This is a genomic window from Vibrio nomapromontoriensis (assembly GCF_050337205.1).
Lineage (GTDB): Bacteria > Pseudomonadota > Gammaproteobacteria > Enterobacterales > Vibrionaceae > Vibrio > Vibrio nomapromontoriensis.
The window spans coordinates 649,280-675,214 of record NZ_JAKJSS010000008.1 but is presented as its reverse complement, the minus strand read 5'-3'; the positions used below and the strand labels follow the sequence as shown (position 1 = coordinate 675,214).

22 protein-coding genes are annotated in these 25,935 nt (G+C 43.7%); 12 read left to right on the top strand and 10 right to left on the bottom strand.

The annotated features are described in order from the left end of the window. Positions 1 to 6 precede the first annotated feature (6 nt). From L4D05_RS10745 to L4D05_RS10730, 4 genes are all read left to right on the top strand, one after another. On the top strand, positions 7 to 1,413 hold the full coding sequence (locus tag L4D05_RS10745; protein WP_428754735.1) for an aldehyde dehydrogenase family protein: 1,407 nt from the start codon (positions 7 to 9) through the stop codon (positions 1,411 to 1,413). A 65-nt stretch (positions 1,414 to 1,478) separates the two neighbouring features. Next, positions 1,479 to 2,927 carry an aminotransferase class III-fold pyridoxal phosphate-dependent enzyme gene (locus L4D05_RS10740; RefSeq protein WP_428754736.1) on the top strand — a complete coding sequence of 483 codons (1,449 nt, stop codon included), beginning with the start codon at positions 1,479 to 1,481 and terminating at the stop codon, positions 2,925 to 2,927. Positions 2,928 to 2,987: 60 nt separating this feature from the next. Next, a complete protein-coding gene (locus L4D05_RS10735) occupies positions 2,988 to 4,166 on the top strand; it encodes an iron-containing alcohol dehydrogenase (protein WP_428754737.1) in 1,179 nt (392 codons plus the stop codon). A gap of 48 nt (positions 4,167 to 4,214) precedes the next feature. Continuing rightward, positions 4,215 to 5,393, top strand: coding sequence for an aminotransferase class I/II-fold pyridoxal phosphate-dependent enzyme (locus tag L4D05_RS10730; protein ID WP_428754738.1), 1,179 nt, complete (start codon positions 4,215 to 4,217; stop codon positions 5,391 to 5,393). 85 nt (positions 5,394 to 5,478) lie between these two features. On the opposite strand, the gene L4D05_RS10725 is transcribed toward L4D05_RS10730, so the two are convergent. The 5 genes from L4D05_RS10725 to ohr form a co-directional block, all read right to left on the bottom strand. Then, positions 5,479 to 7,077, bottom strand: coding sequence for an SgrR family transcriptional regulator (locus L4D05_RS10725; protein WP_428754739.1), 1,599 nt, complete (start codon positions 7,075 to 7,077; stop codon positions 5,479 to 5,481). Beyond that, a complete protein-coding gene (locus L4D05_RS10720; protein WP_428793941.1) occupies positions 7,064 to 7,303 on the bottom strand; it encodes a hypothetical protein in 240 nt (79 codons plus the stop codon). The genes L4D05_RS10725 and L4D05_RS10720 overlap by 14 nt, the downstream gene beginning before the upstream one ends. Before the next feature lie 380 nt (positions 7,304 to 7,683). After that, on the bottom strand, positions 7,684 to 9,822 hold the full coding sequence (gene recQ / locus L4D05_RS10715) for a DNA helicase RecQ (protein ID WP_428793940.1): 2,139 nt from the start codon (positions 9,820 to 9,822) through the stop codon (positions 7,684 to 7,686). Positions 9,823 to 10,148: 326 nt separating this feature from the next. After that, positions 10,149 to 10,949 (bottom strand): glucosamine-6-phosphate deaminase, encoded by an 801-nt coding sequence (nagB, locus tag L4D05_RS10710; RefSeq protein ID WP_428793939.1) that lies wholly within the window; start codon positions 10,947 to 10,949, stop codon positions 10,149 to 10,151. Positions 10,950 to 11,437: 488 nt separating this feature from the next. After that, complete coding sequence (gene ohr, locus L4D05_RS10705) at positions 11,438 to 11,860, bottom strand: organic hydroperoxide reductase Ohr (protein WP_428793938.1); 423 nt, start codon at positions 11,858 to 11,860, stop codon at positions 11,438 to 11,440. Positions 11,861 to 11,985: 125 nt separating this feature from the next. On the opposite strand from ohr, the gene L4D05_RS10700 reads away from it, so the two are divergent. The 3 genes from L4D05_RS10700 (at position 11,986) to L4D05_RS10690 (ending at position 14,622) form a co-directional block, all read left to right on the top strand. After that, positions 11,986 to 12,429 carry a MarR family winged helix-turn-helix transcriptional regulator gene (locus L4D05_RS10700; RefSeq protein ID WP_428754744.1) on the top strand — a complete coding sequence of 148 codons (444 nt, stop codon included), beginning with the start codon at positions 11,986 to 11,988 and terminating at the stop codon, positions 12,427 to 12,429. A 3-nt stretch (positions 12,430 to 12,432) separates the two neighbouring features. After that, positions 12,433 to 13,374: a LysR family transcriptional regulator gene (locus tag L4D05_RS10695; RefSeq protein ID WP_428754745.1), complete on the top strand. Its 942-nt coding sequence runs from the start codon at positions 12,433 to 12,435 to the stop codon at positions 13,372 to 13,374. 225 nt (positions 13,375 to 13,599) lie between these two features. Further along, the gene (locus L4D05_RS10690) at positions 13,600 to 14,622 is read left to right on the top strand and encodes a DMT family transporter (protein WP_428754746.1); all 1,023 of its coding nucleotides are present in this window, start codon (positions 13,600 to 13,602) and stop codon (positions 14,620 to 14,622) included. A 68-nt stretch (positions 14,623 to 14,690) separates the two neighbouring features. On the opposite strand, the gene L4D05_RS10685 is transcribed toward L4D05_RS10690, so the two are convergent. Both L4D05_RS10685 and L4D05_RS10680 read right to left on the bottom strand, forming a co-directional pair. Beyond that, entirely contained in the window at positions 14,691 to 15,827 is a 1,137-nt protein-coding gene (locus tag L4D05_RS10685) for a BamA/TamA family outer membrane protein (RefSeq protein ID WP_428754747.1), read from the bottom strand. A 212-nt stretch (positions 15,828 to 16,039) separates the two neighbouring features. Further along, positions 16,040 to 17,518: an aminotransferase-like domain-containing protein gene (locus L4D05_RS10680; RefSeq protein WP_428793937.1), complete on the bottom strand. Its 1,479-nt coding sequence runs from the start codon at positions 17,516 to 17,518 to the stop codon at positions 16,040 to 16,042. A 171-nt stretch (positions 17,519 to 17,689) separates the two neighbouring features. On the opposite strand from L4D05_RS10680, the gene L4D05_RS10675 reads away from it, so the two are divergent. The 3 genes from L4D05_RS10675 (at position 17,690) to sigZ (ending at position 20,354) form a co-directional block, all read left to right on the top strand. Then, positions 17,690 to 18,643 carry a DMT family transporter gene (locus L4D05_RS10675; RefSeq protein ID WP_428793936.1) on the top strand — a complete coding sequence of 318 codons (954 nt, stop codon included), beginning with the start codon at positions 17,690 to 17,692 and terminating at the stop codon, positions 18,641 to 18,643. 37 nt (positions 18,644 to 18,680) lie between these two features. Then, a complete protein-coding gene (gene rarD, locus L4D05_RS10670) occupies positions 18,681 to 19,616 on the top strand; it encodes an EamA family transporter RarD (protein ID WP_428754750.1) in 936 nt (311 codons plus the stop codon). 195 nt (positions 19,617 to 19,811) lie between these two features. Beyond that, positions 19,812 to 20,354, top strand: coding sequence for an RNA polymerase sigma factor SigZ (gene sigZ, locus L4D05_RS10665; protein WP_428793935.1), 543 nt, complete (start codon positions 19,812 to 19,814; stop codon positions 20,352 to 20,354). 158 nt (positions 20,355 to 20,512) lie between these two features. On the opposite strand, the gene L4D05_RS10660 is transcribed toward sigZ, so the two are convergent. The 3 genes from L4D05_RS10660 to L4D05_RS10650 form a co-directional block, all read right to left on the bottom strand. Next, positions 20,513 to 21,661: an iron-containing alcohol dehydrogenase gene (locus L4D05_RS10660; protein WP_428793934.1), complete on the bottom strand. Its 1,149-nt coding sequence runs from the start codon at positions 21,659 to 21,661 to the stop codon at positions 20,513 to 20,515. 214 nt (positions 21,662 to 21,875) lie between these two features. After that, positions 21,876 to 22,214 (bottom strand): hypothetical protein, encoded by a 339-nt coding sequence (locus L4D05_RS10655; RefSeq protein WP_428754753.1) that lies wholly within the window; start codon positions 22,212 to 22,214, stop codon positions 21,876 to 21,878. A gap of 196 nt (positions 22,215 to 22,410) precedes the next feature. Then, positions 22,411 to 22,953, bottom strand: coding sequence for an NUDIX domain-containing protein (locus L4D05_RS10650; protein WP_489686383.1), 543 nt, complete (start codon positions 22,951 to 22,953; stop codon positions 22,411 to 22,413). A 198-nt stretch (positions 22,954 to 23,151) separates the two neighbouring features. On the opposite strand from L4D05_RS10650, the gene L4D05_RS10645 reads away from it, so the two are divergent. Next, positions 23,152 to 24,795, top strand: coding sequence for a mechanosensitive ion channel family protein (locus tag L4D05_RS10645; RefSeq protein ID WP_428793933.1), 1,644 nt, complete (start codon positions 23,152 to 23,154; stop codon positions 24,793 to 24,795). Positions 24,796 to 25,043: 248 nt separating this feature from the next. Further along, positions 25,044 to 25,898 (top strand): SMP-30/gluconolactonase/LRE family protein, encoded by an 855-nt coding sequence (locus L4D05_RS10640; protein ID WP_428793932.1) that lies wholly within the window; start codon positions 25,044 to 25,046, stop codon positions 25,896 to 25,898. Positions 25,899 to 25,935 lie beyond the last annotated feature (37 nt).

The window sequence follows — 25,935 nt, the reverse complement described above, 5'->3', positions numbered from 1 at the left end:
AACCCAATGAATCCAATAACTCCAGAAAAAAACAAAAGTAATCAAACCACATTATTTGGTGTCTATGACACTGTAGAAGAGGCGGTTTCTAAAGCGAGTAGCGCACAAAAGCAATATCAAAAAACACATGGTGTGGGAAACCGGAACAAATTTATCACGGCTATTAGAAACACGGTTATGGAGCTATCAAGCGTGCTTGCTGAAATGGCTGTCGAGGAAACAAAGCTTGGTAGGGTAGCTCATAAAATAGCGAAAAACCAATTGGCTGCGACGGCTTCACCGGGTACCGAATGTCTATTAACCCATGCCGTTTCAAGTGATGAAGGTCTGACAATAGAAGAGCGAGCCCCAGTTGGTTTAATTGGTGCGGTTACGCCAGTCACAAATGAAATCCCAACCATTGTTAATAATGCAATCTCCATGCTCGCTGGCGGAAATGCCGTCATTTTTAATGTGCATCCTTCCGCAAAGAATACTTCGGCATTCGCAGTTGACCGTATCAATCGAGCCATTATGGAAGTAGGTGGTCCTCAGGATCTGGTTACCATGATTAAAGAGCCAACCTTAGAGACGTTACAGCAGATAGCGAATGCTAAAGAAATAAGAATGTTAGTAGGGACTGGTGGTCCCGGATTAGTAAAAACCTTATTGCAGTCGGGTAAGAAAGCGATTGGTGCTGGAGCTGGTAATCCCCCCGTCATCGTTGATGAAACGGCAGATGTTGCCATTGCGGGTCCATTCATTGTTGCAGGAGCCTCGTTTGACAACAATCTGTTGTGTATCGGCGAGAAAGAAGTATTTGTAGTGGAGTCACAGACTGATGCTTTGATAGAGAGCATGACTCAATCAGGCGCTTATTTACTTACCACGGAGCAGATTGCGCAAGTTACCGAGCTTGTACTGGTCGTGGAGGAACATGCTACGACTACAAACCGATGTTCCTATGGAATGGAGCGTGAATATCACCTTCGCAAAGAATGGGTCGGTCAAGATGCTAGCAAAATACTGTCTGCAATAGGTGTGCATGTTACAGAACCAATAGAGCTCCTTATTTTTGAAGCTGAATTTAATAATCCATTTGTCCAGTTAGAGCAGATGATGCCCGTATTACCGATAGTTCGTTGTGAGAGTTTTGAGCAAGCTATGGATTGGGCGGTTGAAGCAGAGCATGGTAACCGCCACTCTGCATGCATTTATTCCAATAATGTAAACAACGTCACTGCTTTTGCAAAACGAATCGACACGACGGTGTTTACTCAAAACGGGCCAACCCTAGCTGGCCTTGGCTATGGTGGTGCGGGTTCAACATCCTTCACAATTGCTGGCCCGACGGGAGAAGGGATAACAAACGCACGAGATTTTACTCGCGTGAGACGTTTCGCGATGGCGCAAGGAGCCAATCGAATTATCTAGCTTGTTGAACGCTAACCAAGATTAATTTTATAAGTATTTAAATATCACAATAAAAGGAACATAAAATGTCTGATAATTTTTATCGCAACCCTGAACTTTGGTTACCTGAAATAGCAGGAACTCATGTCGATGTAGATAATCTGGAGCAGTTGTATCAACAAGAAACAGAATTGTATATATCTCGTATGACGAAGAGTAAAGAGATGCATGAACGTGCGTCATTATCTATGCCTAACGGGGTAACCAATTCTTGGCAAAGTGTTTGGCATGTGCCGCACCCCTTTTATATAGAACGTAGTAAAGACAATATTGTTGTGGACGTGGATGGAAATAAATACGTAGATTTTAATTTAGGTGATACACCGGACTTTTATGGTCACTCTCCAAAAAATGCGGTGACGGAAGGTATTATTGAATTATTACAGAATAGCGGAATTAATACCCTTGCGACGAATGAAGATGCTGTAGTTGCGTCAGAGCTTCTACGTGAGCGTTTTGGTATGCCATATTGGTTTACTGCTTTGTCGGCATCTGACGCAAACCGATTTGCCGTGAAATTGGCAAAATTAGCCACAGGCCGAAGTAAGGTTATGCAATTTAATATGGCTTATCACGGTACGCTTGATGAGACGAATGCCTGGATGCCCGAAGACGGGGTCATTGAGTATCGAGTACCGGAGATCTATCCGGGGCAAGATCCTTCTCAGTTTACGCGTGTTGCAACGTTCAACGATTTAGAATCAGTTGAAGAGCAACTGAAACACGGTGATGTTGCTGTTGTACTTACAGAGCCTGCGCTATCTAACTCGGGTTTAACTTTGCCGAAGCCTGGTTTTCATGATGGGCTCCGCGAACTATGTACCAAATACGGCACTCTTCTGTTGATCGATGAGACTCATATGCAGACAACGGCTCACCATGGAGCGACGGGTGAGTGGGGACTTAAGCCAGATATTTGGGTTGCGGGTAAATGTATCGCAGGCGGTATTCCGTGCGGTGTTTACGGTTTTTCAGAGGACGTTGCCAACTTATTTCAGGCTACGATAGGCAAAGGGCCATGGCATATGGCAGGTCTTCTTGGGCAACAAACAACGATGACCGGCAATGCTTTATCCTTGAGAGCGCTACGTTTGAATCTTGAGCATAATGTTACAGAGTCGACATTTGCGGGAATGATTGAAACCAATACTTACTTAACAAAAAAATTAAATGAGATTATCCATAAATACGGCGTGCCTCTAAGCACGGAACAAGTTGGTGCGCGTACTTGGATGCATTTCTGCCCAGAGACACCAGTAGAGATTAAAGATTGTATTAAGGGTATTGGTATTGTTGGTCACTTTATCGATTACGTTTTCTTATACCTGTTCAACAGAGGTGTAATGATTATTCCTTTCGGCCTGAATATGTGGTTGGTATCTCCACAAACCACGAAAGAAGACTGTGATGTATTTGCTAAGCATTTTGAAGGTGCAGTGCTAAATATGTTCCAGATTAAAGACAAAATTGCGTGATTGACCCATTAATGTAGATAGCGGGTCATTAGACCCGCTCGCTTTATAGGACGAGAGTGAATGTTGAGATATAAAGTCGTTATTGCTTTAAGGAAACAAATTAACAAATTAGTCAAAATTCCATTTCCCGATGTGCATCAGGGAAATGGAAGTGTGAGTACGATTGGCGAGTTACTTGTGTCGAATCGAATAATTAAACCGCTGATCGTTACAGACAAAGCGCTAAATTTGTTGGGGATGGTAGACAAAGTTACTTGTTCTTTAGTTAAAAAGGGCATTGATTTTGAGGTATTTGATGAGGTTAATCCTGATCCGTCGGTTGAGAGCGTGTTACGAGGCCTAAGCCGTTACAAGAGCAATGGTTGTGATGGAATTATAGCGTTAGGTGGTGGCTCATCGTTAGATTGTGCGAAAGTCATAGGAGCTAAAGTTGTTAGGGACATTGATATTGAAGCGATGGCTGGGCAGCTCAAGGTTCGTAAAAAGCTCCCACATATTATTGCTATACCGACAACCGCAGGTACCGGCTCTGAAGCGACAATAGCGGCGGTCATTTCAGACCACAATGCAAACAGAAAGTTTGCGATACTCGACCCGGTGCTTGTACCTCAAACGGCCATACTTGACCCCGAGTTAATGGTTGGGTTACCGCCAGCAATCACCGCGGCGACAGGTATGGACGCATTGACGCATGCGATTGAAGCGTATATTGGTGAATTCAGTAATCCGTTAACAGACGAATTTTCTGAAGATGCCATAACAAAAATCTTCAAAGCGTTACCTGAAGCATATGAAAATGGGGGGAATTTGGTTGCTCGTGAAGCAATGGCGATAGCATCTTACAAAGCAGGGTGTGCTTTTACTCGTGCGTTTGTAGGGTATGTGCATGCCATTGCTCATCAATTGGGTGCGATTTATCACATTCCTCATGGATTGGCGAATGCCATTCTTCTGCCTCACGTTTTACGCTTTAATCTTGCCGATTGTGAAAGCCGATTTAAGCAGATGGCGCAAATGATTAGTGTCACGGATGGAGAAGCATTTATTTCTGCAGTCGAAAATCTGAATAGACAACTTAATATCCCGAGCTTTTTTGAAGAATTGAAACCTGAAGATATTCCTGAGATTGCAAAGCGTGCCTTAATAGAAGCGCATGGTACTTATCCTGTGCCGTGTTATATGAGTCAGCAACAGTGTGAAACGTTAATTAGACACGTTTTACCCACTGAATATATTTAATTACCGATAAGAACTGAGGTTGGTAGCTCAACAAATTAAGTGATCACTATGAGCATATTTGAAGATTTAGCGAACTCTGAGATAGATGAAGTGGCTCAGCTTTCTAACATGATAAGGTTGGATAAACGACTAGATATACATAATCTTGTCAGCGGAACATTACTCGATGATGAAGGGATGCCTTTCACTCTACCTACAGTTCTTAAATGTATTAACAAGCATGTTCGCTCTTGGGACGTGGATCGTACTGAGTCATTATACCATTGCCGTCGATTTGCGTCCTTAGTCACAAGCTTGGTGTTTGGGCATGCATTTGCTCAGGAAAACGCAGCCAAACTTGTGACTGTCCGTACCCTTGGTGGTACAGGAGCGTTGCGTTTAGCGCTAGATTTTTACTCGAAAAAGCTGTGCGGAAAAAATATTTGGGTAGGGTTTCCTTGTTGGGACAATTACCATTTTACTGCAACGGCAGCAGGACTGGATGTACGTTATTTTCACTATCAGGGTTCGATAGATCATTGGTCACAACACCTCAAAAACGCCCAGCCTAATGATGCAATTTTGATACAGTCAGGAGCATATAACCCAACAGGGACGATGTTTTCTAGTGAACAGTGGCGCGCTATAGCAACATTATGCCTCCAGAAGCGATTAATTCCCATTTTGGATAACGCCTGCCAAGGAGTAGGGAAGGGAGTGTGGGAAGATAGTGAAGGGATACGTATTCTATCAACGTACTGCCCGAATCTTTTAGTCGTGACGTCTTTTTCTAAGAATTTCACTTTGTATAATGAACAAGTTGGAGCACTTTCAATTAAGTTAGAAGCCAGCAGTCAAGTTGAGCTTGTTGAACGAGCACTTTGTTCAATTCAAAGGACTAGTTATTCATCAGCGCCACAACTTGGCGCATCGATTGTCTCGCTGATTTTAGGTGACACTAAGCTGTTTACAGAATGGTGCAGTGATTTGGGTGATGTTCGTTGTGCATTGGATAAACGAAAAAACAGGTTTCTAGGTGAGATTTCCAAAGAAAAAATTAAGCCGACTTTTCAAACCAATGGGCTATTTTTTCAGTTGAATTTGGATAAGCGAGTTATCGGCTTACTTCGTAAAGTTGATGGGATTTATCTTTTGGATGGCGGTAGGGTGAGTTTGGCTGGCATAAGTTTATCGAGAACTACAGAAATTGCAGCCCAAATCAATCGACGCTGTATAGAGAACTCATGAACTTAGTGTACTCTCAAGTGACCAATTAAAATAGGCAACAACATGGCATAGATGTTTTGTCTAATTTGATATAAAAGACAAGGTTCTAACTAAGATCTTTAGTACGCGGAACTACCCATATATTGGCGAAGTTGCACCAACCAATAGAGTTTATTTTGACATTTTTAACTCTAGTCGGAACCGTCAAAGTTAAGTCTTCTGATTTAAATATCACCAGTACATTATTTTCGTATAAAAACTCGATCAATTTATCAAGTAACCTCTCCTGTTGGATAGGAGAGTGACAGCTGCGTACAGACTTTAATGTGTCTACTAAGTGGTCATATTGCTCCCAGCTTAGGTTATGCTGCCAATAGGGATAGAGCTTAAAGAAGGCAAATAGGCTGGTGGCTCGACCACCTTCGAGACGAATACCTCCAATAGCCAAATCCTGATTTGGCAGAGCCTCTCCGTATGTTACCTGTCGGCCGATGCTGTTGGTCTCTAGAGTGGAGTGAATTCCATTTAATTTTGAGGCGAACTCAAAATTGTCATTGTTGTTCTCATAGCTAAATGAGATTGGGAATGGCAATTCAAATGAGGCAGGCTCATCGTTTTGTAATAGTTCAAGTAATGAGTCTTTTGTTGACTTTATCTGCAATTCTTTATGGTTTAGGAGAATGAAAAAGTACCCGATATCGGCTGTTGATACTTGGTAAGTATCTTCATCATCATCAATAAAAAAAAAGTTTTCGGCGCATTTTTTATCCGGAGCCCACTCTTCGTGAATCCAAATCTCTATTTTTTCAATCAAAGCGTTATGGCCGCTATATTGATGGTTTCTTACCAGCCTCAACACTCTATCTGAATAGATATCAACGAAGAATGGTCCAGAGCCAATTGGCTTGTAGCTTGTATCAGGCTGATAGATATTTTTTGAAGGCAAAATTGCGGTTTCAGCTCTGCTTAGCAAGTGGGGAAGGTTAGGGTCAGGATCTTTCAATATGACGACGATACAGTGCAGTGAAATAGCCTTTATTTGAGTGATATGGTCGTATAAATTTTGCCAATACTTCGAGCGAGTCAACGCTTTTAGACTTTCCACGACATCGTTTGATGTAACCGCCGATTGGTCATGAAATTTTGCCGCCGAACTAAGGTGAAAGCGCCATTGGGTATGCTGTTCATTGCTTTCCCAGTAATGGGCAAGTTCCCCTCTCAGTGTGGAACCATCGTAACTCACGAGAGTTTGGAACACCTCATGAATTAGGTGTCTTTCGGTCCGGTTCATTGAGTAATGAGGGTGTAATTGTTCGATTTTTCGGTGAAATCGAGCGTACACAGTGTTCTCATTTTGGTTAGCCGACCTTCCCAAGTATTGCTTTAAACCTATCGCTATATCGCGGTCATTAAAACTAATAAGCTGATGAGCCAAATTGTATTTTTCGTCTTCTATGGCTTGACCTACCAGTGTATAGCAGGCCTGTATTGGCTCTATATGACAGTTGAGCGTACCTTTATGACCACGCCCCCTCGTTGGACGCCAAGTAAGTAAGCCACCATCGGACATTTGCTTTAGTAGTGTCCGGGCATGCCGATTACTACACTGAAAAGCGCTTGCGATATGTTCGATGGTTACTTTATTAATACCGGGACCCATTTTTTTAAATAGGTCCTCGTATAATTCTAACTTACGCTTGTTCATTTGGTTGTTCTGCATGGTGGCTAAATTCGTTTTCCTCTCCAAGTTTTATATGAACAGGTTCGTCATGCGGTGTGCTTTCCCAAAAATCGTCCGTATCAAATATACTGTTAAGCCTTTGAATTCTTTGGGCTGGTGTTAAATAAAAGAACCGAGCTAGAAACCCTTCGGTCTTATCATATTTATAAGTTAATTGAATGAAATTTGCAATGTAGTCATGGGTGTTCATCACGGATACCTTTAGAAACTAATGTCGGGGTAGATTAAATGGCAGGAGAAAAATAAAATCGGAACAGTCAAAGAATCTGTTCCGATTTTAGGTTTGAGTGAGATGCGAGCCGTTTAGAAGAGAGTCAAGTGGAAGGCGATTTTCTAAAGGCGTGAGGAGAACGAACCCAATTATTCAATAATTAGAAAATGGAGCAAAGGTGATACAAGTTATTCTAGAAAATGAACACATGACATAACTTGTATTCATTTTAGACGGTTTAGTTAATTTCAAACTTAATACGCTATGTAAATAATAAGGTATAGAGTCTGCCGTGAAAGAATTTTTAGGAGGAGCATACTGCTCCCCTAGTTAATATGGCGGTTTCGCGGGCATGATAGTTACGACGATATTGTTGTTTTATTCTGGGTTGCAACCATTTTGGCTAATATACATTTCAACATTCCATAGTCATAGCTTTGTTCGAAGTGTTCATAGAGAGGCTTTAACTTACCTTCTTGTAAAGTATTCAGCCTATTGGCTTGTGAGATTATTGTCTCAACCTCTGGTGAAGGTAAATCAATCACTTGCTCTAGGGCGCATGCACCGTTTTCAATGGCGATGGCCAAGTGCGCGAGTACTGTCGAATGCTTAATTTGGCGCTGCTCGGCAATGTCATCCACACTCAATCCTTGTTTTAACATCGACAAAGATTCTAGCTCGGTATCAGAGAGGGTATTTTCTTCTTTTGTTTTAGGCAAAATGGCGGTCAAAAAGCGTTCACCATATTTTTCAATCTTGGTGTCACCGAATCCGGAGATTTGGTTGAGTGCTTCTTTAGATTGCGGGCGTTCGGTTGCTAAAGCTTGAAGGGTTGCGTCGTGACAAATCATATACGCCGGGACCTGCTGCTCTGACGCTAAAGCGGCGCGAACTTCCCTTAATGTCTCGAATTGCTTACTGTCAGCTGATGTTAAACCAAGATGCTTCTGTTTCTTTGTTGTTTTCTTACTCGTCGAGCTATTTCGTAATGTTCTTAGCTGTATAGGGCGTTGACCTTTTAAGAAGGGACGACAAAGCTCAGTGAGTCTTAGGCTGCCATGACTGCCATGCACCTCGAGCAGATTCATCGCCAGCAGCTGCCTAAAGACACCTTGCCATTGTTTCGCCGACAGATCGGTGCCAATACCAAAGGTAGATAACGTGTGGTGCTGGTTTTGTTCTATTCTTTGATCAGATTTGCCAAGTAAGATATTGATGAGGTAACTTGCGCCAAATCTCTGCTCGGTTCTGAATACCGTCGAGAGGGCTTTTTGCGTCGCTTCAAGACCGTCCCACGTTTCTGGTGGTGAGACACAGTTGTCACAATTTCCACATGGTGTCTCTAAGGTCTCACCAAAGTAGGCAAGTAAAGATTGTCTGCGGCAGCTAGCAAGGTCGCAGTAGCCTAATAAAGCATTGAGTTTTTGCAAAGAGGTGAACTTAAATTGTTCATTTGCATCAGAATTTTGCACCATCTGCCTTTGCAGTACCATGTCTTGCATGCCATACGCCATCCAAGCGTTAGCTGGTTCGCCATCACGACCCGCACGTCCGGTTTCTTGATAGTACGCTTCAATACTTTTCGGCAAGCTTAGGTGGGCAACAAAACGAACATCTGGTTTATCGATGCCCATTCCAAATGCGATTGTGGCCACAATGATGATGCCATCTTCACGTAAAAAGCGCTGTTGATTTTGGGCGCGTTGCTCGTTGGACATACCCGCATGATAGGCGAGCGCTTGTTTTCCTTGGTCACATAGCCACTTTGTGGTCTCTTCTACTTTTTTACGCGATAAACAATAGACGATACCGGCATCCGAGGCATGGTTCGTTTCAATAAAAGACCACAGCTCTTGCTTAGCGTTACTGAGATCGGAGACATGATAGTGGATATTCGGTCTATCAAAACTATGTACAAAGATTTGGGCATTTTGCAGCCCAAGTTGCTCAATGATCTCATCTTTTGTTCGACTGTCTGCAGTCGCGGTGAGTGCAATTCTTGGCACAGAAGGAAAACGTGTTTTTAGGATGCTGAGTTTTTGATACTCTGGTCTAAAATCATGTCCCCATTGGCTTACACAGTGCGCTTCATCGATAGCAAATAGCGACAGGCGTGTTTGCTCTAATAGCGATAATGTTCTCTCCATTAACAGCCTTTCTGGCGCCACATACAGAATTTGAATTTCACCCATTAATAGCTGCTGTTCGACGGCCTGCTGATCATATGGACTGAGAGAGGAATTGAGGTAAGCGGCTTTCACACCAATTTGATGCAGAGCATCCACTTGGTCTTGCATCAGGGCGATCAGCGGTGAAACGACGATGCCTACGCCTTCACGAAGGATTGCCGGAATTTGGTAGCAAATTGACTTACCGCCACCAGTAGGCATCAGTGTTAGCGCGTCCTGACCCGAGATTAAGGTGTCAATGATAGTGGCTTGCTGGTGACGAAAATCATCGTAACCGAAAAGAGATTTGAGCAGCTGCTTTGGTGTCATTATTGTCATAGAGAAGAGAGTAATGAGGGTAGTTTCGCAACCTAGCACACTCTTTTCAAGCCTTGTTCGGTCTTGTTAGAGATTGCTCGCGATAATTTGATGACTTAATGTTGGCAAAGTCGTAGCTGAGGAAGACTATTTCTAGAAAGAAAGAAAGAAAGAAAGAAAGAAAGGGATGTCGGGCCTAGCTTGGCATGTAAGCCCGACATTTACGGAGCTTTGGAATACGTTAGCACTCCATTGCTAATCACTTTTTGTATCAAGTGATGCCTTTTTAGAACAAAAGGTAACAGAAAAGTTCCGTTTCCCTTTGTTAAAAAGTCTTGTTATAGATCTTTGATGTTTTCTACTTCAAGCTCGTTGAAGTATTTAACAGTCTTCACTTTTAGCTCTTGCTGCGCGGCTTCATCAGCAACGATGATAGCTTTAGGGTGCATTTGAAGGGCTGTCACTGTCCACATGTGGTTTACAGAGCCTTCAACCGCCATTTGCAGTGCAAGTGCTTTGTTGTGACCGTGCGTTAGGATCATCACTTCTTCTGCATCAAGTAGCGTTGCAACACCAATAGTTAGTGCGTATTTAGGTACTTGGTTAATGTCGCCATCGAAGAAACGAGAGTTAGCAATACGAGTATCTTCAGTCAGTGTTTTGATACGAGTACGAGACGTTAGAGAAGAACCTGGCTCATTGAATGCGATGTGACCGTCGATGCCAATACCACCCATGAATAGGTTGATCTTGCCGTATGAACGAATCTTTTCTTCGTATGCTGCGCAGTGAGCGTTAACGTCTTCTGCTTGACCATCAAGAAGGTTAATGTTTGCTTCTTGGATATCAATGTGATTGAAGAAGTTGTTGTACATGAAAGAACGGTATGACTCTGGGTGGTTAGGGTCGATGCCGACATACTCATCCATGTTGAAAGTCACAACGTGTTTGAAACTCACTTCTCCAGCATTATGAAGCGCAATCAGCGCTTTATAAGTAGATAAAGGCGTACCCCCAGTAGGCAGGCCAAGTACAAATGGCTTGTCTGCAGTTGGTTGGAAAGCATTGATACGTTCAACAATATGACGCGCTGCCCATTTACCTACTTGTTCTGCTTTTTGTAATGGAATAAGTCTCATGTTCTTCCCCTGATAGAAAATTTTGTGTGTGCTGAAACATTAATTCGCATTATAAAATAAGTTTTTCGAGTCGGCTATTACTTTTCTTTGAATTTTATGTTTTTTCTTGATCGAGATCGCTAATGTGGCGAAATTCTCGCTGCGTGGCATTAATGTGCAGCTGGTTAGCACGCTAATTTTTGCGAGTGAATAAAGTGGCGGTTTTGTTGCACCGCTCATTAGTGATGCAATCACTCAGATTGTGAATGAAAGAATGCAACTAGTTGCCTTGTGGCGAGTGGTGTCAACGTCGTGGTGACCATCGTCGACGGAGTCATGATATTCGCTATTGCTGATAGGTAAAAGAGCACCATGTGATGTGACGAAATGATGCTGTCATCGCGAAGCCGTACGATATTTTTCTTGTGTTAGTGAGCATGAAAAAAGCGCTCCAGCCCAGCTTGGATGCGCTTTTTTTGTTTGAGATAACATATTAAGTTGGGCGATAGTTAAAGAGGTTGGCCATTCGCAGTCACTTTGACGTCTACATTGCCTCGCAACGCATTCGAGTATGGACAAACTTGGTGGGCAACTCGTACAAGTTCAACGGCTTCTGATGTCTCTAATTCCAGAGTAACGTTTAGCGACACATCTAAAACAAATCCACCATTTTCATTCGCTTTTAAAGCCACGACTGCTGTTGTTGGAGCTTGCTGTAATTGAATTTTTTGTTGTTGTGCAACATGCAATATGGCGTTAGAAAAGCAAGCAGAATAGCCTGCAGCAAAAAGTTGTTCTGGGTTGGTCGCGTCTCCCGTTCCACCGAGTTGTTTTGGGTAGGATAGGGCAAGGTCGAGCATGCCATCATCGGTTTTAACTTGCCCGTTGCGGCCAGCCAGTGCAGTTGCAGAAGTAGTATATAGAGCGCTCATCGTTAATTCCTGTCGTTATTGGGTTATAAATATTGATTTGATGTCAACTAGGTTGTGCGCAAACTATATTGATCATTTATGCTATTTGCAAGTATATTGTGCACAACTTAATTTTTGGATTCATAATGATGGATGTAAATAGCCCCGATAACTTAGATCTGGATAAGCAGGTTTGCTTTGCTTTATACAGGGCAAGCAACACGTTAATACGCGCATACCGTCCTATTTTGGATGCGTTAGACTTGACGTATTTACAATATATGTCGATGTTAGTGCTGTGGAAAAAGTCGCCAATGAATGTCAAAAATATTAGTCAGGATTTGAATATTGATTCTGGCACCTTGACCCCATTGTTGAAACGATTAGAGCAAAAAGGCCTGGTGCTGCGTCGGCGTTGTGAAATAGATGAACGTGCAAGACTGATCTCTTTAACCGATGCCGGTTGGGCGTTAAAAGAGAAAGCAGAGGCAGTACCTTCGGCGATTGCGTGCAAAGCAAAACTTTCCGCAAAGGATGCCATTGAACTTAAGCGCCTTTGTGACCAACTAACGATAAATCTAATGGAATAGATAATGGACTTTGACGGACTGTCTCGTGTTAGCTTTAAACATTTGACCGCTTTACACGTTATGCTGAATACCAATAGTGTGACGAAATCAGCAGAGATCTTATCCGTGACGCCATCAAGCGTGAGTAAGACGATCGCTCAGCTACGGGAAATTTTACGAGATGAACTGTTTTACCGCGATGGTACACAACTTACCCCCACCCGCTATGCGTTAAAGATTGCACCATTAGTGCACTCGATGCTAGCGAGCATGAACGGGTTATTGAACCAAACAAACTTTATCCCTCATCGATTCGAAGGGCGATTTTCTTTGTCGATGCGTGAAAGTACGTTTGAACTGTTCGCGAAACCATTGGCTCATTTGACAAATGAATGTATCCCTAACGGCAAGCTTAATATTCTGACTAAGGCAAAGTATGGCTTTGATGCGCTAATGAGCGGACAGGTCGACTTTATTATTTTGCCTCATGATGTGAGCCAGTCACCCACTAACATGAAGGATTTGATATGGGAGCCTATTTTAGAAGATGAGTTTGTCTGTTTGATGTCACCAAGCCACCCGCTAGCCAATCAAGAGCTCACTATTGAAGCCTACTTAGACAGTCAACATGTCGGGATTACTGATTCCGAGTTGAATCGTCCTTATTTCGAACAGACGTTACGGCAAACTCATCGTGCTCGTGATGTAAAAGTGATGCTGCCAGATTTTGGTTCGGCAGCGATTTTGTGTCATCAGTCCAATTTACTGTTTACTTGCTCTAAAAAGTGGGCTGACGTTGCAATGCAAGCAAAAGGGTTGGTAGCAAAACCAGCGCCTTTTGATTACGGTCGATTGGGTTATAGTCTAGTTTGGAACAAAGCGAGTATTAACGATCACTCAATTCAATGGTTATGTAATTATCTTAGAGGGCTAATTGATATTACTTCTGTTCACTTACCGGAGTGATGGAATAGTCGGGATGCTATTGACATAGGTTGCACAACGGTTGATTTGTCCGTAGTGTAATCAATGTTCATTTATGGAGAATCAAATGATACACGCAATGACTTACCTCTGGCTTCTGCTGCTTATACCTGTAGTCCGGTAGGTAACATTGTGCCTGGCTACGAGTGACGTAGTTAGGTTAGCCCTTCTCAACTTCTCGTAGCCCAAAAATATAGGGAGATGAGAATGACCAACCGCGACATAGCGAATGATAGTAACTCAGACAATCGCCAAGCAAACGTTAGCAATACGGAAAATAACGAAGCATCTAAGCAAGACGCCGGAGTGCGCGCGACCGACGCGACTCATGATGCGTTGCCCTCAAAAAAGCTGCTAACGGGAATACTGCTAGCGTTGCTCGGAGCAGCATTATTTTCAATCAAACCTATTTTGATAAAAATTGCTTATCAGTATGGCGGTGACACAACGGCGATAATGTCGCTTCGTGCATTTAGTTCGTTGCCTTTCTATTTGGTCGTGTTGGTGATGCTATGCCGTGACAAACAGCAACGAACAAAAGTCAAAAATCACGGTTTGATGGCCGCAGCATTGGGTATTCTCGGATATTACTGTGCCAGCTATTTGGATATTGAGGCACTAAGTTATATTTCAGCTCAATTGGAGCGCTTATTGTTGTTTCTATTTCCAAGTTTTGTGGTGCTTATTTCATGGGTTTTCTTAAAGAAGAAACCAAGTGCTAACGTGTTAAAAGCCGTGGTGATTGGGTATACCGGCATTACACTTATTGTGGCACATGATGTGTCTTCATTGGGTAGTGATGTTTGGCGAGGGAGTGCATTGGCGGTGAGTTCGGCGTTGATCTTTGCCTGTTACTTAGTGTTAAGCAAACCCGTTATTACGCAGTTAGGGAGTACTGCGTTTACCAGTATAGGTATGGGGAGTGCCGGCCTTGCGATTCTGGTGCATTTACAATGGTCAGAAACGGAAGTTATGCAATGGAGTGTGGAGCTTGTGTCACTGGGCATCACTTTGGGTGTGTTTTGTACGGTTATACCGTCTTACTTGATGGCAGGGGCGATGGCAAGGTTAACGGCAACGGAGTTCAGTTTGACGGCTAATGTGGGGCCGGTCATTACCGCTATCGCGGCAGTGACCGTACTGGGTGAAGAGTTTACGGCTTTTCATGCTTTTGGGATGGTACTAGTGATTACTTCGGTGTACTGGATGACAAGACCTAAAACCGAATGATGTGCAGCGCACCAGCCCAGTGATAGAATTAACTAAGCCTATAACATAGGCTTAGTTAATTCTGTTGGCTACCATGCCCCGCCGAATTGAATATAAGTCGTCCATTCTTCTGGACCCTTCGCGACATCCACACCCATTCTCAACCCGAGTTGTTTTGCCAATAAATAGCGAAAACCACCGCCGCGAGTGTAGTGTAATTTGGCCTGTCCGATGCTTTGGTCATGATCGAATGCCGTACCTGCTCCGGCAAATGCCAACACCGTCCAACGGTCATCAATATCATAGCTTAGTTCCACTTCTCCGAGCGCGGTGTTGTCTGCTTGGTAGCGCATGGCTGCGATGCCGCGCATTTCGACAAACGGCTTGGCGTAGATAGACGCAGGAAAGTCGACATTATCTGAGATGGATTTGGCATCAGCACGTAAACCCAGTCCCCAATCTTCTGATAAACGTCGATAATTATGAACGTAGGCATGATATTTCTGATAATTGAATTGCCCACCAAACGCTTTTCGATGGTGATCGACTTGAAATTGCGCTTTGGTTCCAATACGAGGTGCAAATTGATTGTTTCGGCTATCGTAGGAGACTCGCCACCCTAAACGCCCATCTTGAGAATCGGTATTGAGGTCCTTTTGCCCCGCAATGGTCGACTCCGAAGACATGTAACTGTATGAACCACCTACAAAAAAGTTGCTATCTCCTAAACGCACATCTAAATCTTGAAAAAAGTAGCTGCCTTTGAGGCTTAGGTCCGTTGCTCCTAGTTCTGGAATGGGATAGAACTTTAGGTTGAAAGTTGCACTAAATATTCCGCCTAAGTACCTCACGCGATCATTAAGCCAGTTTCCAGAATGAAAGCCCCCAACCATGTTACTACCATTGCTGGTTCCTAAGGCCATAACACCCGATACACTGGCAGGAATATCACCCACATGTTCACCGGCGAGACGCTTCGCTTTACGCTCTTCTGATTCATGAAAAAAGAGCAATGCTGCACCGCCGCCAAATCCGACGGCTGGGTCGGTGACAGTGAGAGGGATTGGTAAGAATCCTACGGCATTATCTAGGATAAACTGACTACCATCTAGGCGCCCATCGTCGGGGTCAATGAATGAATCCATTAGACTGGCGTGTACATAAGGAGCGGAAAAAAGTGTAGTAGCGAGCAGAGAGGTGAACGAAGATGTATAGATTTTTTTCATGGATTGTGTGTTCTTAATATTGAGGCTAGAAGGTGCTCCTTGCAACTAATGGTATTATAAACAGTAACTTTGGGTCCTGAAGTCAGCTGGGTGTCTATTATTACTATTTAATAGTGAACGACAAGTATCGACTATTGGCATAACGAATGATTTCTGACTTGACATTCCCTGTTTGCATTTTGTTGTCTTTTTTCCGTAGTGCAATCGTGTTGTCAGTGCTCATTGTCACTGCGAGTTTTGAAGTGTTCACGCTGTTGTTCCAGAATGGTAACAAAGCGATCAATACCAGTTCTCCATGCTCGATTGTCGTGAAAATTGGCGACATTAAAACGTAAGCAGTGCGCGTATTGTCCTTTACTGCCAAACAATGTCCCGGGTAATACTGAAACACCTTGTATTAAGCATTGATCATAAATTCGTTGACTGTCGTAGTGGGTGGGCAGTGTCAACCAACATAAAAAAGAACCTGTAGGACTTGTGAGTGAATATTGATCGTGAAAGTGGCTGTCCAAGCGCTGACGAAGCAGGGCGATAAAGTGGGTCAGATTGTTTTGATAGTAGCGTGTCATACGGCGAACATGTTGCTTATATTTTCCAGTGGCGAGAAACTCCCCAACAGCCGATTGGATCAGGTTTTGACTGCCCATATTGTCACTGATGAGCGAGCGCTCGATATGATGACGATATTGCCCCGCGATAAGCCAGCCGATTCTAAGGCGTGAGTCCAGCGTTTTTGAAAGTGATGTACAGTAGATCACTCGCTTTTGTGTATCGAGTTGCTTGAGCGATGGAATGGCAGCATTGTTGCCTAATGCACCAAAGACATCGTCTTCAATAATAGGAATATTTCCGCTGCTTTTTAGTAATTGTCTCCGAGCATCTAACGGCATTAAAGCTCCCGTTGGATTGGTATAGTTTGGCGTTACTACGATAGCCGCAACAGGCCATTGCGTGAGGGCAGATTGTAACGAAGGGACATGCAGACCAAACTCCGATGAGCTTGGGATCTCCAACGCTTTTAAACCTAATGATTCAAGCATTAATAAGATACCGAAATAGCAAGGAGACTCAACTGCGATAGTATCTCCAGGCTTGGTTACCGCTCGTAAAGCTTGGCTGATGGCCTGTTGTGAACCATTGGTGACAAATACTGACTCTCCTTGAAGTTCAATACCTTGGTCAATGGAAATTTTTGCGATTTGTTTGAGGAGTTTTTCGTTTCCCGGGGGGAGCTGATAGTGGCTAGGGATGTGCGATTGCGCGCGGCTGTGGCGACCAATTTCTGCGTACAGGCTACTAATTGCAGGGCCTTCGGTGTTTGGGTGAGCTGAGCCTGCGGGCATTAACAATGTGCCTGGAGATTGACCAAGGATTTGTTTGGTCATTGACAGTAAGTCGACCGTCGTGGGGACGGTATCAATCTGTGCTGAAATAGAAAACGGTGCCAAGCTGTTTAAAAATGAGCGATGCACAACAAATCCTGAACGGTCACGGGCAGTAATCTTACCTACGGCTTCTAACTCTTGATATGCCCGAATGACGGTGTTCTTTGCAACTCCTAATTTACTGCTGGTGGCACGAATTGACGGAAGCTTATCGCCCACATTTAAACCTCCGCTTTGTATTAGTCTTTCGATATATTCTTCGACCGCTTTATATCGAGAGACGACTTTGGTTTGAGTTGTAGGCATCATCATTCCTTAACATAGCGGCGGAAACATAGCGACGGAAACATAGCCGCGGGCTTCCTGAGCCGTGCGACAACAATCTGTACCCATAAAATAAAAGAAAACTGTATCTTACTGTTAATTTTGTACCCTGTTAATTTAGCACCATCATGGAGCGAATGACTAGGTAAAATCATGTTGAAACAGACTATCCCTTTTATTTTTGTTGTGCTTTGGGCATCGGGTTTTGTGGGCGCCAAAATTGGGTTGGTGTATGCCGAACCAGCAACGTTACTAACTATCCGTATGTTGGGTAACGTTGTGCTATTTTCAGTGCTTATCATTTTGCTTAGGCGCTCGATACCAAAAGGAAAAGCGCTGCTGCATTCTTGTGTTGTAGGTATGCTTATTCATGGTTTCTATCTAGGTGGTACTTATGAAGCCATTAAATATGGTATGCCTGCAGGGTTAAGTGCGCTATTAGTTGGCATTCAGCCACTTTTGACGGCAATAGTTGTCACTAGTTTTGCTAAGCAGGTTTTAAAGCCTTCCCAGTGGCTTGGTTTAGTTATCGGGTTTATCGGTATTGGCTGTGTTTTAGTGGGTAATATCCATTGGCAAGAGGGAAGTGAAAAGCTTGCCGCGTTCATTTTTGTCTTTGCTGCGTTGTTGGGCATTACTTTTGGCACGCTTTATCAAAAGCGATTTTGTCAGGGAGCCGATATGATTGGAGGCGCGATGACGCAATATGTTGCTGCTGCGATGTTATTTATTCCCGTGGCGGTGATGACAGAGACTCGAGAAGTGAATTGGACGTGGGCGTTTTCATTGACCATGTTGTGGCTGGTGGTCGTGTTATCTGGTGTCGCGGTGTTATTGCTGCTTTATATGGTAAAGCATGGCGAGTCTTCTAAAGTTGCCTCAGTATTCTATTTAGTTCCTCCGGTTGCCGCTGTGCAAGCATGGCTATTATTTGGTGAATCTTTTGACCAATTTGGTATGTTAGGCTTTGCTCTAGCCTCTACTTCGGTCTATCTCGTGGCGAAAGCACCAAGGCTAAAGTTATCGCGTTTTCATCCAGAGAAATTAATTCAAAAAAAATATAAAAATGTCGACAAAGGCATGTCCAAGCAGTATGAAATACGATAATGTCCGAGATTATTGACATCTTATAGTAAGAATCGCCATGTTAACCCGTTTTTTAAGCTCATCCGAATCAACAAAGGGCGTTGTTGCTTCTATCATTGCCTCGTGCTTGTTTGCACTAATGCCAATCTATGTTCAGTTTCAACCGGAGTTTAGTCACTGGTCTGTGGAGGGTGGAGAAGGGCATTGGATTGCCAGTCAGAGGGTGATATGGAGTGCACTCTTCATGATGATCGTGCTCAGTATTAGTGGGCGCTTTCTCCTTTTTTGGCGCGCGTTTCGTCAAACTCACCGTTGGCATCGATATCTGTTCTCAGCCTTGCTGGTAGGTCCTCAATATTGGATATTTGTATGGGCGCCTTTGTACGGTGAGACACTTTCTGTTGCGCTGGGTTACTTTTCTCTTCCGCTGGTATTGGTATTAGTTGGGCGGTTTGTTTATGGAGATCAACTGTCTCCTCTGCAAACCGTAGCATGTATTGTTGCAGCGGTTGGTGTGGCGTACGCCTATATGATGGCTGATGGTTTATCCTGGATTGTCCTGTTGATCGCTTTAGGGTACCCAGTCTATTTTGTTCACCGTCGTTCACTCAACATTCAAAGTGATGTGGGTTTTACTTTAGATAATGTATTTTTGTTGCCATTTGCACTCAGCGCGGTGTTCTATTTGCAGCCGTTGGATGTCATTCGTAACTTAGACCTATCTGTGATGGGCTATTACATTGGTTTGGCGATTACAGGCTCTGTGCCAATGCTGCTGTTCCTCTTCGCCTCGCAGTCATTATCTATGTCACTATTTGGTCTGCTGGGCTATGTTGAACCGGTATTAGTTTTTGTCGTCGGGTTGTTATTGGGTGAGCGAGTGGCAACGGCAGACTTGCCTACCTACTTACTGGTGATGGCAGCATTAATGATATTGGCTATAGATGGAATGCGTCGGGCGCGTTCTCACGGCATGGTGAAAGCCAAGCGATAGCGGGTTTCGTGAGTGAGATAACATCGGGCAATAGCGTGATGTTTAGACGTTTTAATGAAGAGGGTTTAACCATGATACCATGGTTAAACCCTCTGTCATTTTTGCAAGTCAGAGACTGAACTGCACGATTCTTGGAAAGAAACTATTATTGGAAAGAAACCATGATTGGAAAGAAACAATGACTGAAGCGAAACTATGATTGAAGAAATATGGGCCGAGTATCAAGCTAGCCTGAAACGTTTTCTGTGGACTAAGTTATCAGATCCTGAGGATGTGGAAGACGTGTTGCAGGAAGTGTTGATTAAAACTCATCAAAATTTGGAAAAACTTGAAAGTCCGGACAGCGTTAAGGCATGGCTATTTCAGATTGCGAATCGAGCGGTGATTGACTTATATCGTCGCAATGGTCGAAGTGCAGCCCTAGAGGGTGATTCGCTATGGTTTGAACAAGATGAAGAAGATGCTAAAACGCAACTGGCTCAGTGTATGCAGCCGTTGATTGACTCTTTACCAGCGGCCTCTGCTGCATTGCTTACCGCCGTGGATTTAAATGGACAATCCCAGAAACAGTTGGCACAAGAAATGGGAATTAGCTATTCAACGTTGAAGTCGCGCATTCAAAAAGGACGCAGCGATTTACGCCATACTCTGGAGCAATGCTGTCAGTTATCTTTTGATGTTAATGATAATTTGATGGACTTTCAGCCAAGGAAGAAAGGTTGTGGTAAGTGCGAATAAAGTAAGAAAATAAGGGAGGTAACACAGTTCTGCCCCTTATATTCTTCGTATGTGAGAATGCTCTCAGTGTTCGCTATATCTGGATTTTACATTGTAAATTTTATTAACCCAAAGATGATTCCGCATTAGAGAATGCATCTCTGGGTTCGCAATAAGTGTTACATTGCAGTTTCGAATATCGCCATGATTTCTTCTTTTGACGCCTGTTTTGGGTTGGTCATGCAGCAAACGTCTGTCAGTGTGCTTTCTGCTAACGCGGAAATATCGGATGCTTTAACGCCAATTTCCGTTAAATTGGCAGGGATACCGACGGTAGTCGCTAAATCAGCCATTGCATCGATAGCGCAAAGAGCGGCTTCTTCCACAGCCATTCCTGATACGTTTCTTCCCATCGCGACAGCAATATCACGGAATTTTTCAGGGCAAGCCGTATAGTTAAAGCGCTGCACGTGTGGCAGTAGTACGGCATTACAAACGCCGTGAGGTAGGTGGTAGGTCGCGCCAAGTTGGTGTGCCATAGCATGGACATAACCTAACAACGCATTATTGAAGGCCATACCAGCCATAAATTGTGCGTAAGCCATTTGTTCACGAGCTTCTAGGTTTTCACCGTTTTCGATGCACAGTGGTAAGTTGGTGTGGATCATCTCTATCGCTTTTAGGGCGACGGTGTTAGTGATGGGATTGGCAGCAGTCGAAACATACGCTTCAATGGCGTGAGTCAGTGCGTCCATACCAGTGGCCGCAGTCAGAGATTTAGGCATCGCAAGCATCAATTGCGGATCATTGACTGAGATAAGCGGTGTGACTTTTTGATCAACAATCGCCATCTTGATTTGGCGTGCTTCGTCAGTGATCACGCTGAACATTGTCATTTCAGAGGCAGTACCAGCGGTAGTATTGATTGAAATCAGTGGGAAAGGTGCTTGAGTTGCTTGGTTTATACCTTCGTAATCCTGGATCTTACCGCCATTTGTGGCTACCAGTGCCACGCCTTTCGCGCAATCATGAGGTGAGCCGCCGCCGACAGAGATGATTAGGTCGCAGTCGTTATCGACTAAATGGCTTAGACCTTGCTCAACATTGTCAATAGTCGGGTTTGGTTGAGTACCATCATAGATAGCAAATGAGATATCACGCTCTGCTAATAGGTCGGTAATTTGAGCTACAACGCCGATTTTGTTGAGCACTGCGTCAGTGACGATCAATGCTTTCTTAAATCCTTGTTGCTCAATAATATCGATGGCTTGTGTTAAACACCCGTTACCTAACAAGTTTGTAGATGGGAGGATAATAGTACTGCTCATTTGAATGCTCCTTGCTATTCGTCATGATGAATATAAGGCGTAAGCTAACACGGAGTTTTTTTGAATTTTATGACTTGTGTCAATGAGAGTAATACAGCACATTTAGTGAGCATTTTCATTTAATTTAATAAAATCAAATGCTTACCTGGCGGTATGGTTGTTATGTTATGCTAGTCGGGTAGTTCACCTTCTCAAGTATAAGGAAAGCGGATGGTTAATTGAGACTCAGATCACCTAATGTGACTTTTGATAACGCGTTGTAAGCCATGTTCGAGTAGTGAACAATTTGCGCAGCGCCTTCGAGTTCAAACCCTAATTCTAAGGATTCTTTTGTGCGTTCATCGACCTTGTTCAATAATTGAATGCAAAACGATACGTCGTCATTGGACCCTTTTATAGAGTCTAATAATTGCAAACTCATTAATTGGTCGGCGAGTTTTCTTACTGTCACTTCTAAATCATAAGCGTCTTCAGTGCGGCAAATTTGTTGTTGGTATTTCTCTAGTAATTTTAATGTGATGACAAGGTGTTCTTGTAGCGTCAACTGATCCATGTTTTTACTTATCCTATTGGAAACGAAAGGTGTATAACTTCTATGTTAAACACCAGTGTCGCCCATAAAATGTTCACATGCAGGAAACAATTAAGTAACGCGATCTATATCTCATTAAATGTCATTTGTTTCATATTATGCGCTGGAGTTAATGGATCGATAGCGCGCAACCTGTGGAGTGAAAAAGTCATTGAGTTTATTCGACGATGAGCCCTTTTAGCTTTGCCAGCCCCCAAGCGCCAGTCGTGACGATATCTTGAATGTCACCGGCGATAATCATGGCCTCAAATTCTTCGATGGAAAATGATTGTGTGATTAAATCTTCTTCTTCGATATCAAGTTTACGTTGTGCTTGGGTTAATTCTGTCGCGAGATAGATATGACAAGTCTGTTTTAGAAAACCGTAGGCGATGAGCTGTTGCCCTACAGCCACCATGTTGCCAGCGATTAATCCGGTTTCCTCTTGAAGCTCACCTTTTGCCAGAGTCAGCGGATCAACGTCAGGATTAGACTCCCAAGCTCCTTGGGGAAGCTCCCAGTATCGGGCACCAACGGAGTAGCGATACTGCTGTACTAGGTGAATATACCCATTATCAATGGCGATGATCACCGCGCAGTCTGGCTTTTCTACCACACCGTAAATCCCTTCTGTGCCACTTTCTCTTTCAATCTGATCTTCTCTGACCGTCATCCACGAGTTTTGATAGACGACTTTTGAACTTAGGGTTTTGATGGACACTGCGTTGGCTCCTTTTCGTTATCATCTAAAACGCCTAGTTATCACATAGAACGTTTGTCAGTATGTTGTTTGTACCGCATAAGCATTGTATTGAATCAGTACGATGTCACAGTTAATGAAGATGCCGTGACAAATAGGCGGAAAGTATAGGGATTTCTACTAGTTTGCAATTAAGCCGAGTGGGTTGGAGGAATACGTATGAAACCATGGATGATGATGTGGCTGTTGAGCCTAAGCATGGTGTCGTTTCAAAACATAGCTCAGAGTTCATTTCCACTGGCCCCTCCAGATACCAGTTCACCAAGTGCCACATATAATAGTTATTTAGATCTTGTAGAGGAAGCCAATCAAGCATTAAAACAGGTCGTTGAGTCGTCAAAACCGATGACGGATGCTGAAAAGCAACATATCTATAGCCTTTTTGATAAAGCCACGCAAACCTTTGACTTGTCGGGAGTGCCGGCCTCGAATCACCAAAGAATTGGCACAGAGTCAGTGATGTTATTAAAAGAGGTACTTGACCGGTTACCGCCGTTTGATCTTGATACGATCCCAGCCGATCCGGCAAGTACTAGATGGCGTGTACCCAATTCGAATATTGAGATTGTTGCCGATCCGCAAGGGCAGTTTTTGTTCTCTCAGCATACTGTAAATAATTTGTTTGAGTATTATTCGCTGGTGCAGCATTTACCGAGTCGTGACACCGCAGGGGTAGACTACTACCAGTATTATTCACTAAGTGCAGGTCGCCTAATCCCTCCCAGTTGGTTTGAGTACATTGAAGCATTACCTGAGGAGTTTATGTTGGAGTTTGCTGACCAAGCGGTGTGGCAATGGCTAGCCATTGTGGTAGTGAGCGTTTTTCTCGCGAGTTATTCTTTTATAGTGTATCGATATGTCAAGCGCGCCATTGTAAAGCCTTTGCTGATGGCAATTGGGGTGTTTGGTTATATTTGGGTTTCGGACTACCAACTTAATCTAACCGGCAGCGTAATGAACTTCATTAATATTGTTGGTGAACTATTACTTTGGCCGCTGGTTGCACAAGTCGCTTATATGTGGGGTGCGTCAACGTGCAACTGGTTACTCGGGGGCGGGCAGCAGGACAATGGATTACGCAGAAGTCTGAGACAAATTTCCGGCACAATTATAGGCAGCTTGTGCGCTGTTGGCGTGCTGGGTTTTGGTTTACATCGCTTAGGTGTGCCTGTTTATGGCATTGTCACTGGCTTAAGCTTGGGCGGAATGGCGATTGCACTTGCGATTCGTCCAACAATGGAAAATTTGATAGGGGGAGTGATTTTGTTTATGGATCGCTCGCTTTCGGTCGGTGATTTTTGTGCAGTAGGGTCAATATCTGGTGTGGTTGAGCAAATAGGCGTGCGCTCCACTCGAATTAGGGCAAAAGATCGCACCCAGGTGACGATTGCAAATGGGGATTTGGCTAAAATGCAGATTACCAATTTTAGCCGACGTGACAGGTATCCATTTTTGGTTAAATTGGGGCTGCGTTACGAGACACCGATGGAAACGATGGTGCAGATAACTCGAGGTATTCAGCAGGTTTTGTCTGATCATGAGTCGGTACTAGAAACGCCACTGCGGGTCCATTTCTCTGCTTTTAGTGATTACAGTATGGATATAGATGTTTTCGCACACATTGACACATCCGACAGGGAAACATTCCTAACTATTCAACAGGGGTTGTTAGTGAAGATTAATGCCGTGATTGTCGAGCACAATGCCAAATTCGCCTTACCTTCGAATACTACTTATTTAAACCCGGACAATTTGGCTCAAATGACAACGCCACGCAAGGTCGTAAATGATATGAGCCAGTGATATACGAAGTAAGACGATATAACAGCGTGCGTTGTACCTGTTAATTACTCGCTTTCTGAAGCAAAACCGAAAATGCCGCTAGCTCCAATCCTGACTTTTTGTTAAAAAGAGCAGATAAAATGAGAGTGCAGCGGCAAGTTATCTTCATAGTATTGTTTGTGTGCTAATCCGCATAGTGAGCGTACTAATCTGCATAGCTGGCGTGTACTCAATAACTCCCAATTGAAAAATAGTAAAAGGACATAGGCGTGCAACCCAATATTCAGTTCGAAAAATTTGTAGACCTAGATTTTGACCTTGCCGAATGCCCTCGATGGGATTGGCGTAATGACTCTTGGATGTGGGTAAACATCTGCGATGGTGAGTTATGGCGCAATAAAAACGGTGAAAATGAAAAGCTCGAATTCGGTGAGCCGATTGGCTGTTTTGCTTTGTATGGTGAGCAGGGCTTCATTGTGGCGTTAAAATCAGGAATGTACCTTGTTGATGGCTGGAATAGTGAGAAAACCTCGCTAGCACCGCTGGTTTCTGAGTACCCGAGAATGCGTTACAACGATGGGCGCGGTGCCCCGGGTGGACGCTTTGTTGCCGGGACTCGTAATGGTGCGAAAGTTGGCGACCAAGGTCAGTTTCACCAATTGAATCTTGATGGCAGCATTGAAGCATTACCTATGTTTGCTTGGACTTGTAACGGCTTAGCGTTTTCTCCTGATGGTCAGTGGCTATATTGGGCAGATACAGGGTCAAGTAAAGTCTATAAACATAGCTATAATCCACAAACGGGTGAATATGGCGAGCAGGAGCTACTTTGTGATCTTGAAGGTTATGCGGGTCGACCAGATGGCGCAAGCGTGGACGTAAATGGTAATTATTGGGTTGCAATGTATGCCGGACAATCGGTAGTACAGATTTCACCACAAGGCGACGTTATACAAGTTGTCAGCGTAGAATCAGAGAATCCAACCATGGTGGGTTTTGGTGGTGAAGCGATGTGTGATCTGATGGTGACGTCTGCTGCGGGTAAGGACGAAAAGGGTCAGCTGCTCATTGCAAAAGGGGTAGTAGAAGGCTTGAAAGAGTCACTGGTTACTGTCGAGTTATAAGTCGGTTTGATTAATTTAAACAGCGATATCAAGGATA

Excerpts from the sequence above, each read along its gene's own strand:
- L4D05_RS10745 (WP_428754735.1), top strand. The coding sequence starts at position 7 with ATGAATCCAATAACTCCAGAAAAAAACAAAAGTAATCAAACCACATTA.
- L4D05_RS10740 (WP_428754736.1), top strand. The coding sequence starts at position 1,479 with ATGTCTGATAATTTTTATCGCAACCCTGAACTTTGGTTACCTGAAATA.
- L4D05_RS10735 (WP_428754737.1), top strand. The coding sequence starts at position 2,988 with ATGTTGAGATATAAAGTCGTTATTGCTTTAAGGAAACAAATTAACAAA.
- L4D05_RS10730 (WP_428754738.1), top strand. The coding sequence starts at position 4,215 with ATGAGCATATTTGAAGATTTAGCGAACTCTGAGATAGATGAAGTGGCT.
- L4D05_RS10725 (WP_428754739.1), bottom strand. The coding sequence starts at position 7,077 with ATGAACAAGCGTAAGTTAGAATTATACGAGGACCTATTTAAAAAAATG.
- L4D05_RS10720 (WP_428793941.1), bottom strand. The coding sequence starts at position 7,303 with ATGAACACCCATGACTACATTGCAAATTTCATTCAATTAACTTATAAA.
- recQ (WP_428793940.1), bottom strand. The coding sequence starts at position 9,822 with ATGACACCAAAGCAGCTGCTCAAATCTCTTTTCGGTTACGATGATTTT.
- nagB (WP_428793939.1), bottom strand. The coding sequence starts at position 10,949 with ATGAGACTTATTCCATTACAAAAAGCAGAACAAGTAGGTAAATGGGCA.
- ohr (WP_428793938.1), bottom strand. The coding sequence starts at position 11,860 with ATGAGCGCTCTATATACTACTTCTGCAACTGCACTGGCTGGCCGCAAC.
- L4D05_RS10700 (WP_428754744.1), top strand. The coding sequence starts at position 11,986 with ATGATGGATGTAAATAGCCCCGATAACTTAGATCTGGATAAGCAGGTT.
- L4D05_RS10695 (WP_428754745.1), top strand. The coding sequence starts at position 12,433 with ATGGACTTTGACGGACTGTCTCGTGTTAGCTTTAAACATTTGACCGCT.
- L4D05_RS10690 (WP_428754746.1), top strand. The coding sequence starts at position 13,600 with ATGACCAACCGCGACATAGCGAATGATAGTAACTCAGACAATCGCCAA.
- L4D05_RS10685 (WP_428754747.1), bottom strand. The coding sequence starts at position 15,827 with ATGAAAAAAATCTATACATCTTCGTTCACCTCTCTGCTCGCTACTACA.
- L4D05_RS10680 (WP_428793937.1), bottom strand. The coding sequence starts at position 17,518 with ATGCCTACAACTCAAACCAAAGTCGTCTCTCGATATAAAGCGGTCGAA.
- L4D05_RS10675 (WP_428793936.1), top strand. The coding sequence starts at position 17,690 with ATGTTGAAACAGACTATCCCTTTTATTTTTGTTGTGCTTTGGGCATCG.
- rarD (WP_428754750.1), top strand. The coding sequence starts at position 18,681 with ATGTTAACCCGTTTTTTAAGCTCATCCGAATCAACAAAGGGCGTTGTT.
- sigZ (WP_428793935.1), top strand. The coding sequence starts at position 19,812 with ATGATTGAAGAAATATGGGCCGAGTATCAAGCTAGCCTGAAACGTTTT.
- L4D05_RS10660 (WP_428793934.1), bottom strand. The coding sequence starts at position 21,661 with ATGAGCAGTACTATTATCCTCCCATCTACAAACTTGTTAGGTAACGGG.
- L4D05_RS10655 (WP_428754753.1), bottom strand. The coding sequence starts at position 22,214 with ATGGATCAGTTGACGCTACAAGAACACCTTGTCATCACATTAAAATTA.
- L4D05_RS10645 (WP_428793933.1), top strand. The coding sequence starts at position 23,152 with ATGAAACCATGGATGATGATGTGGCTGTTGAGCCTAAGCATGGTGTCG.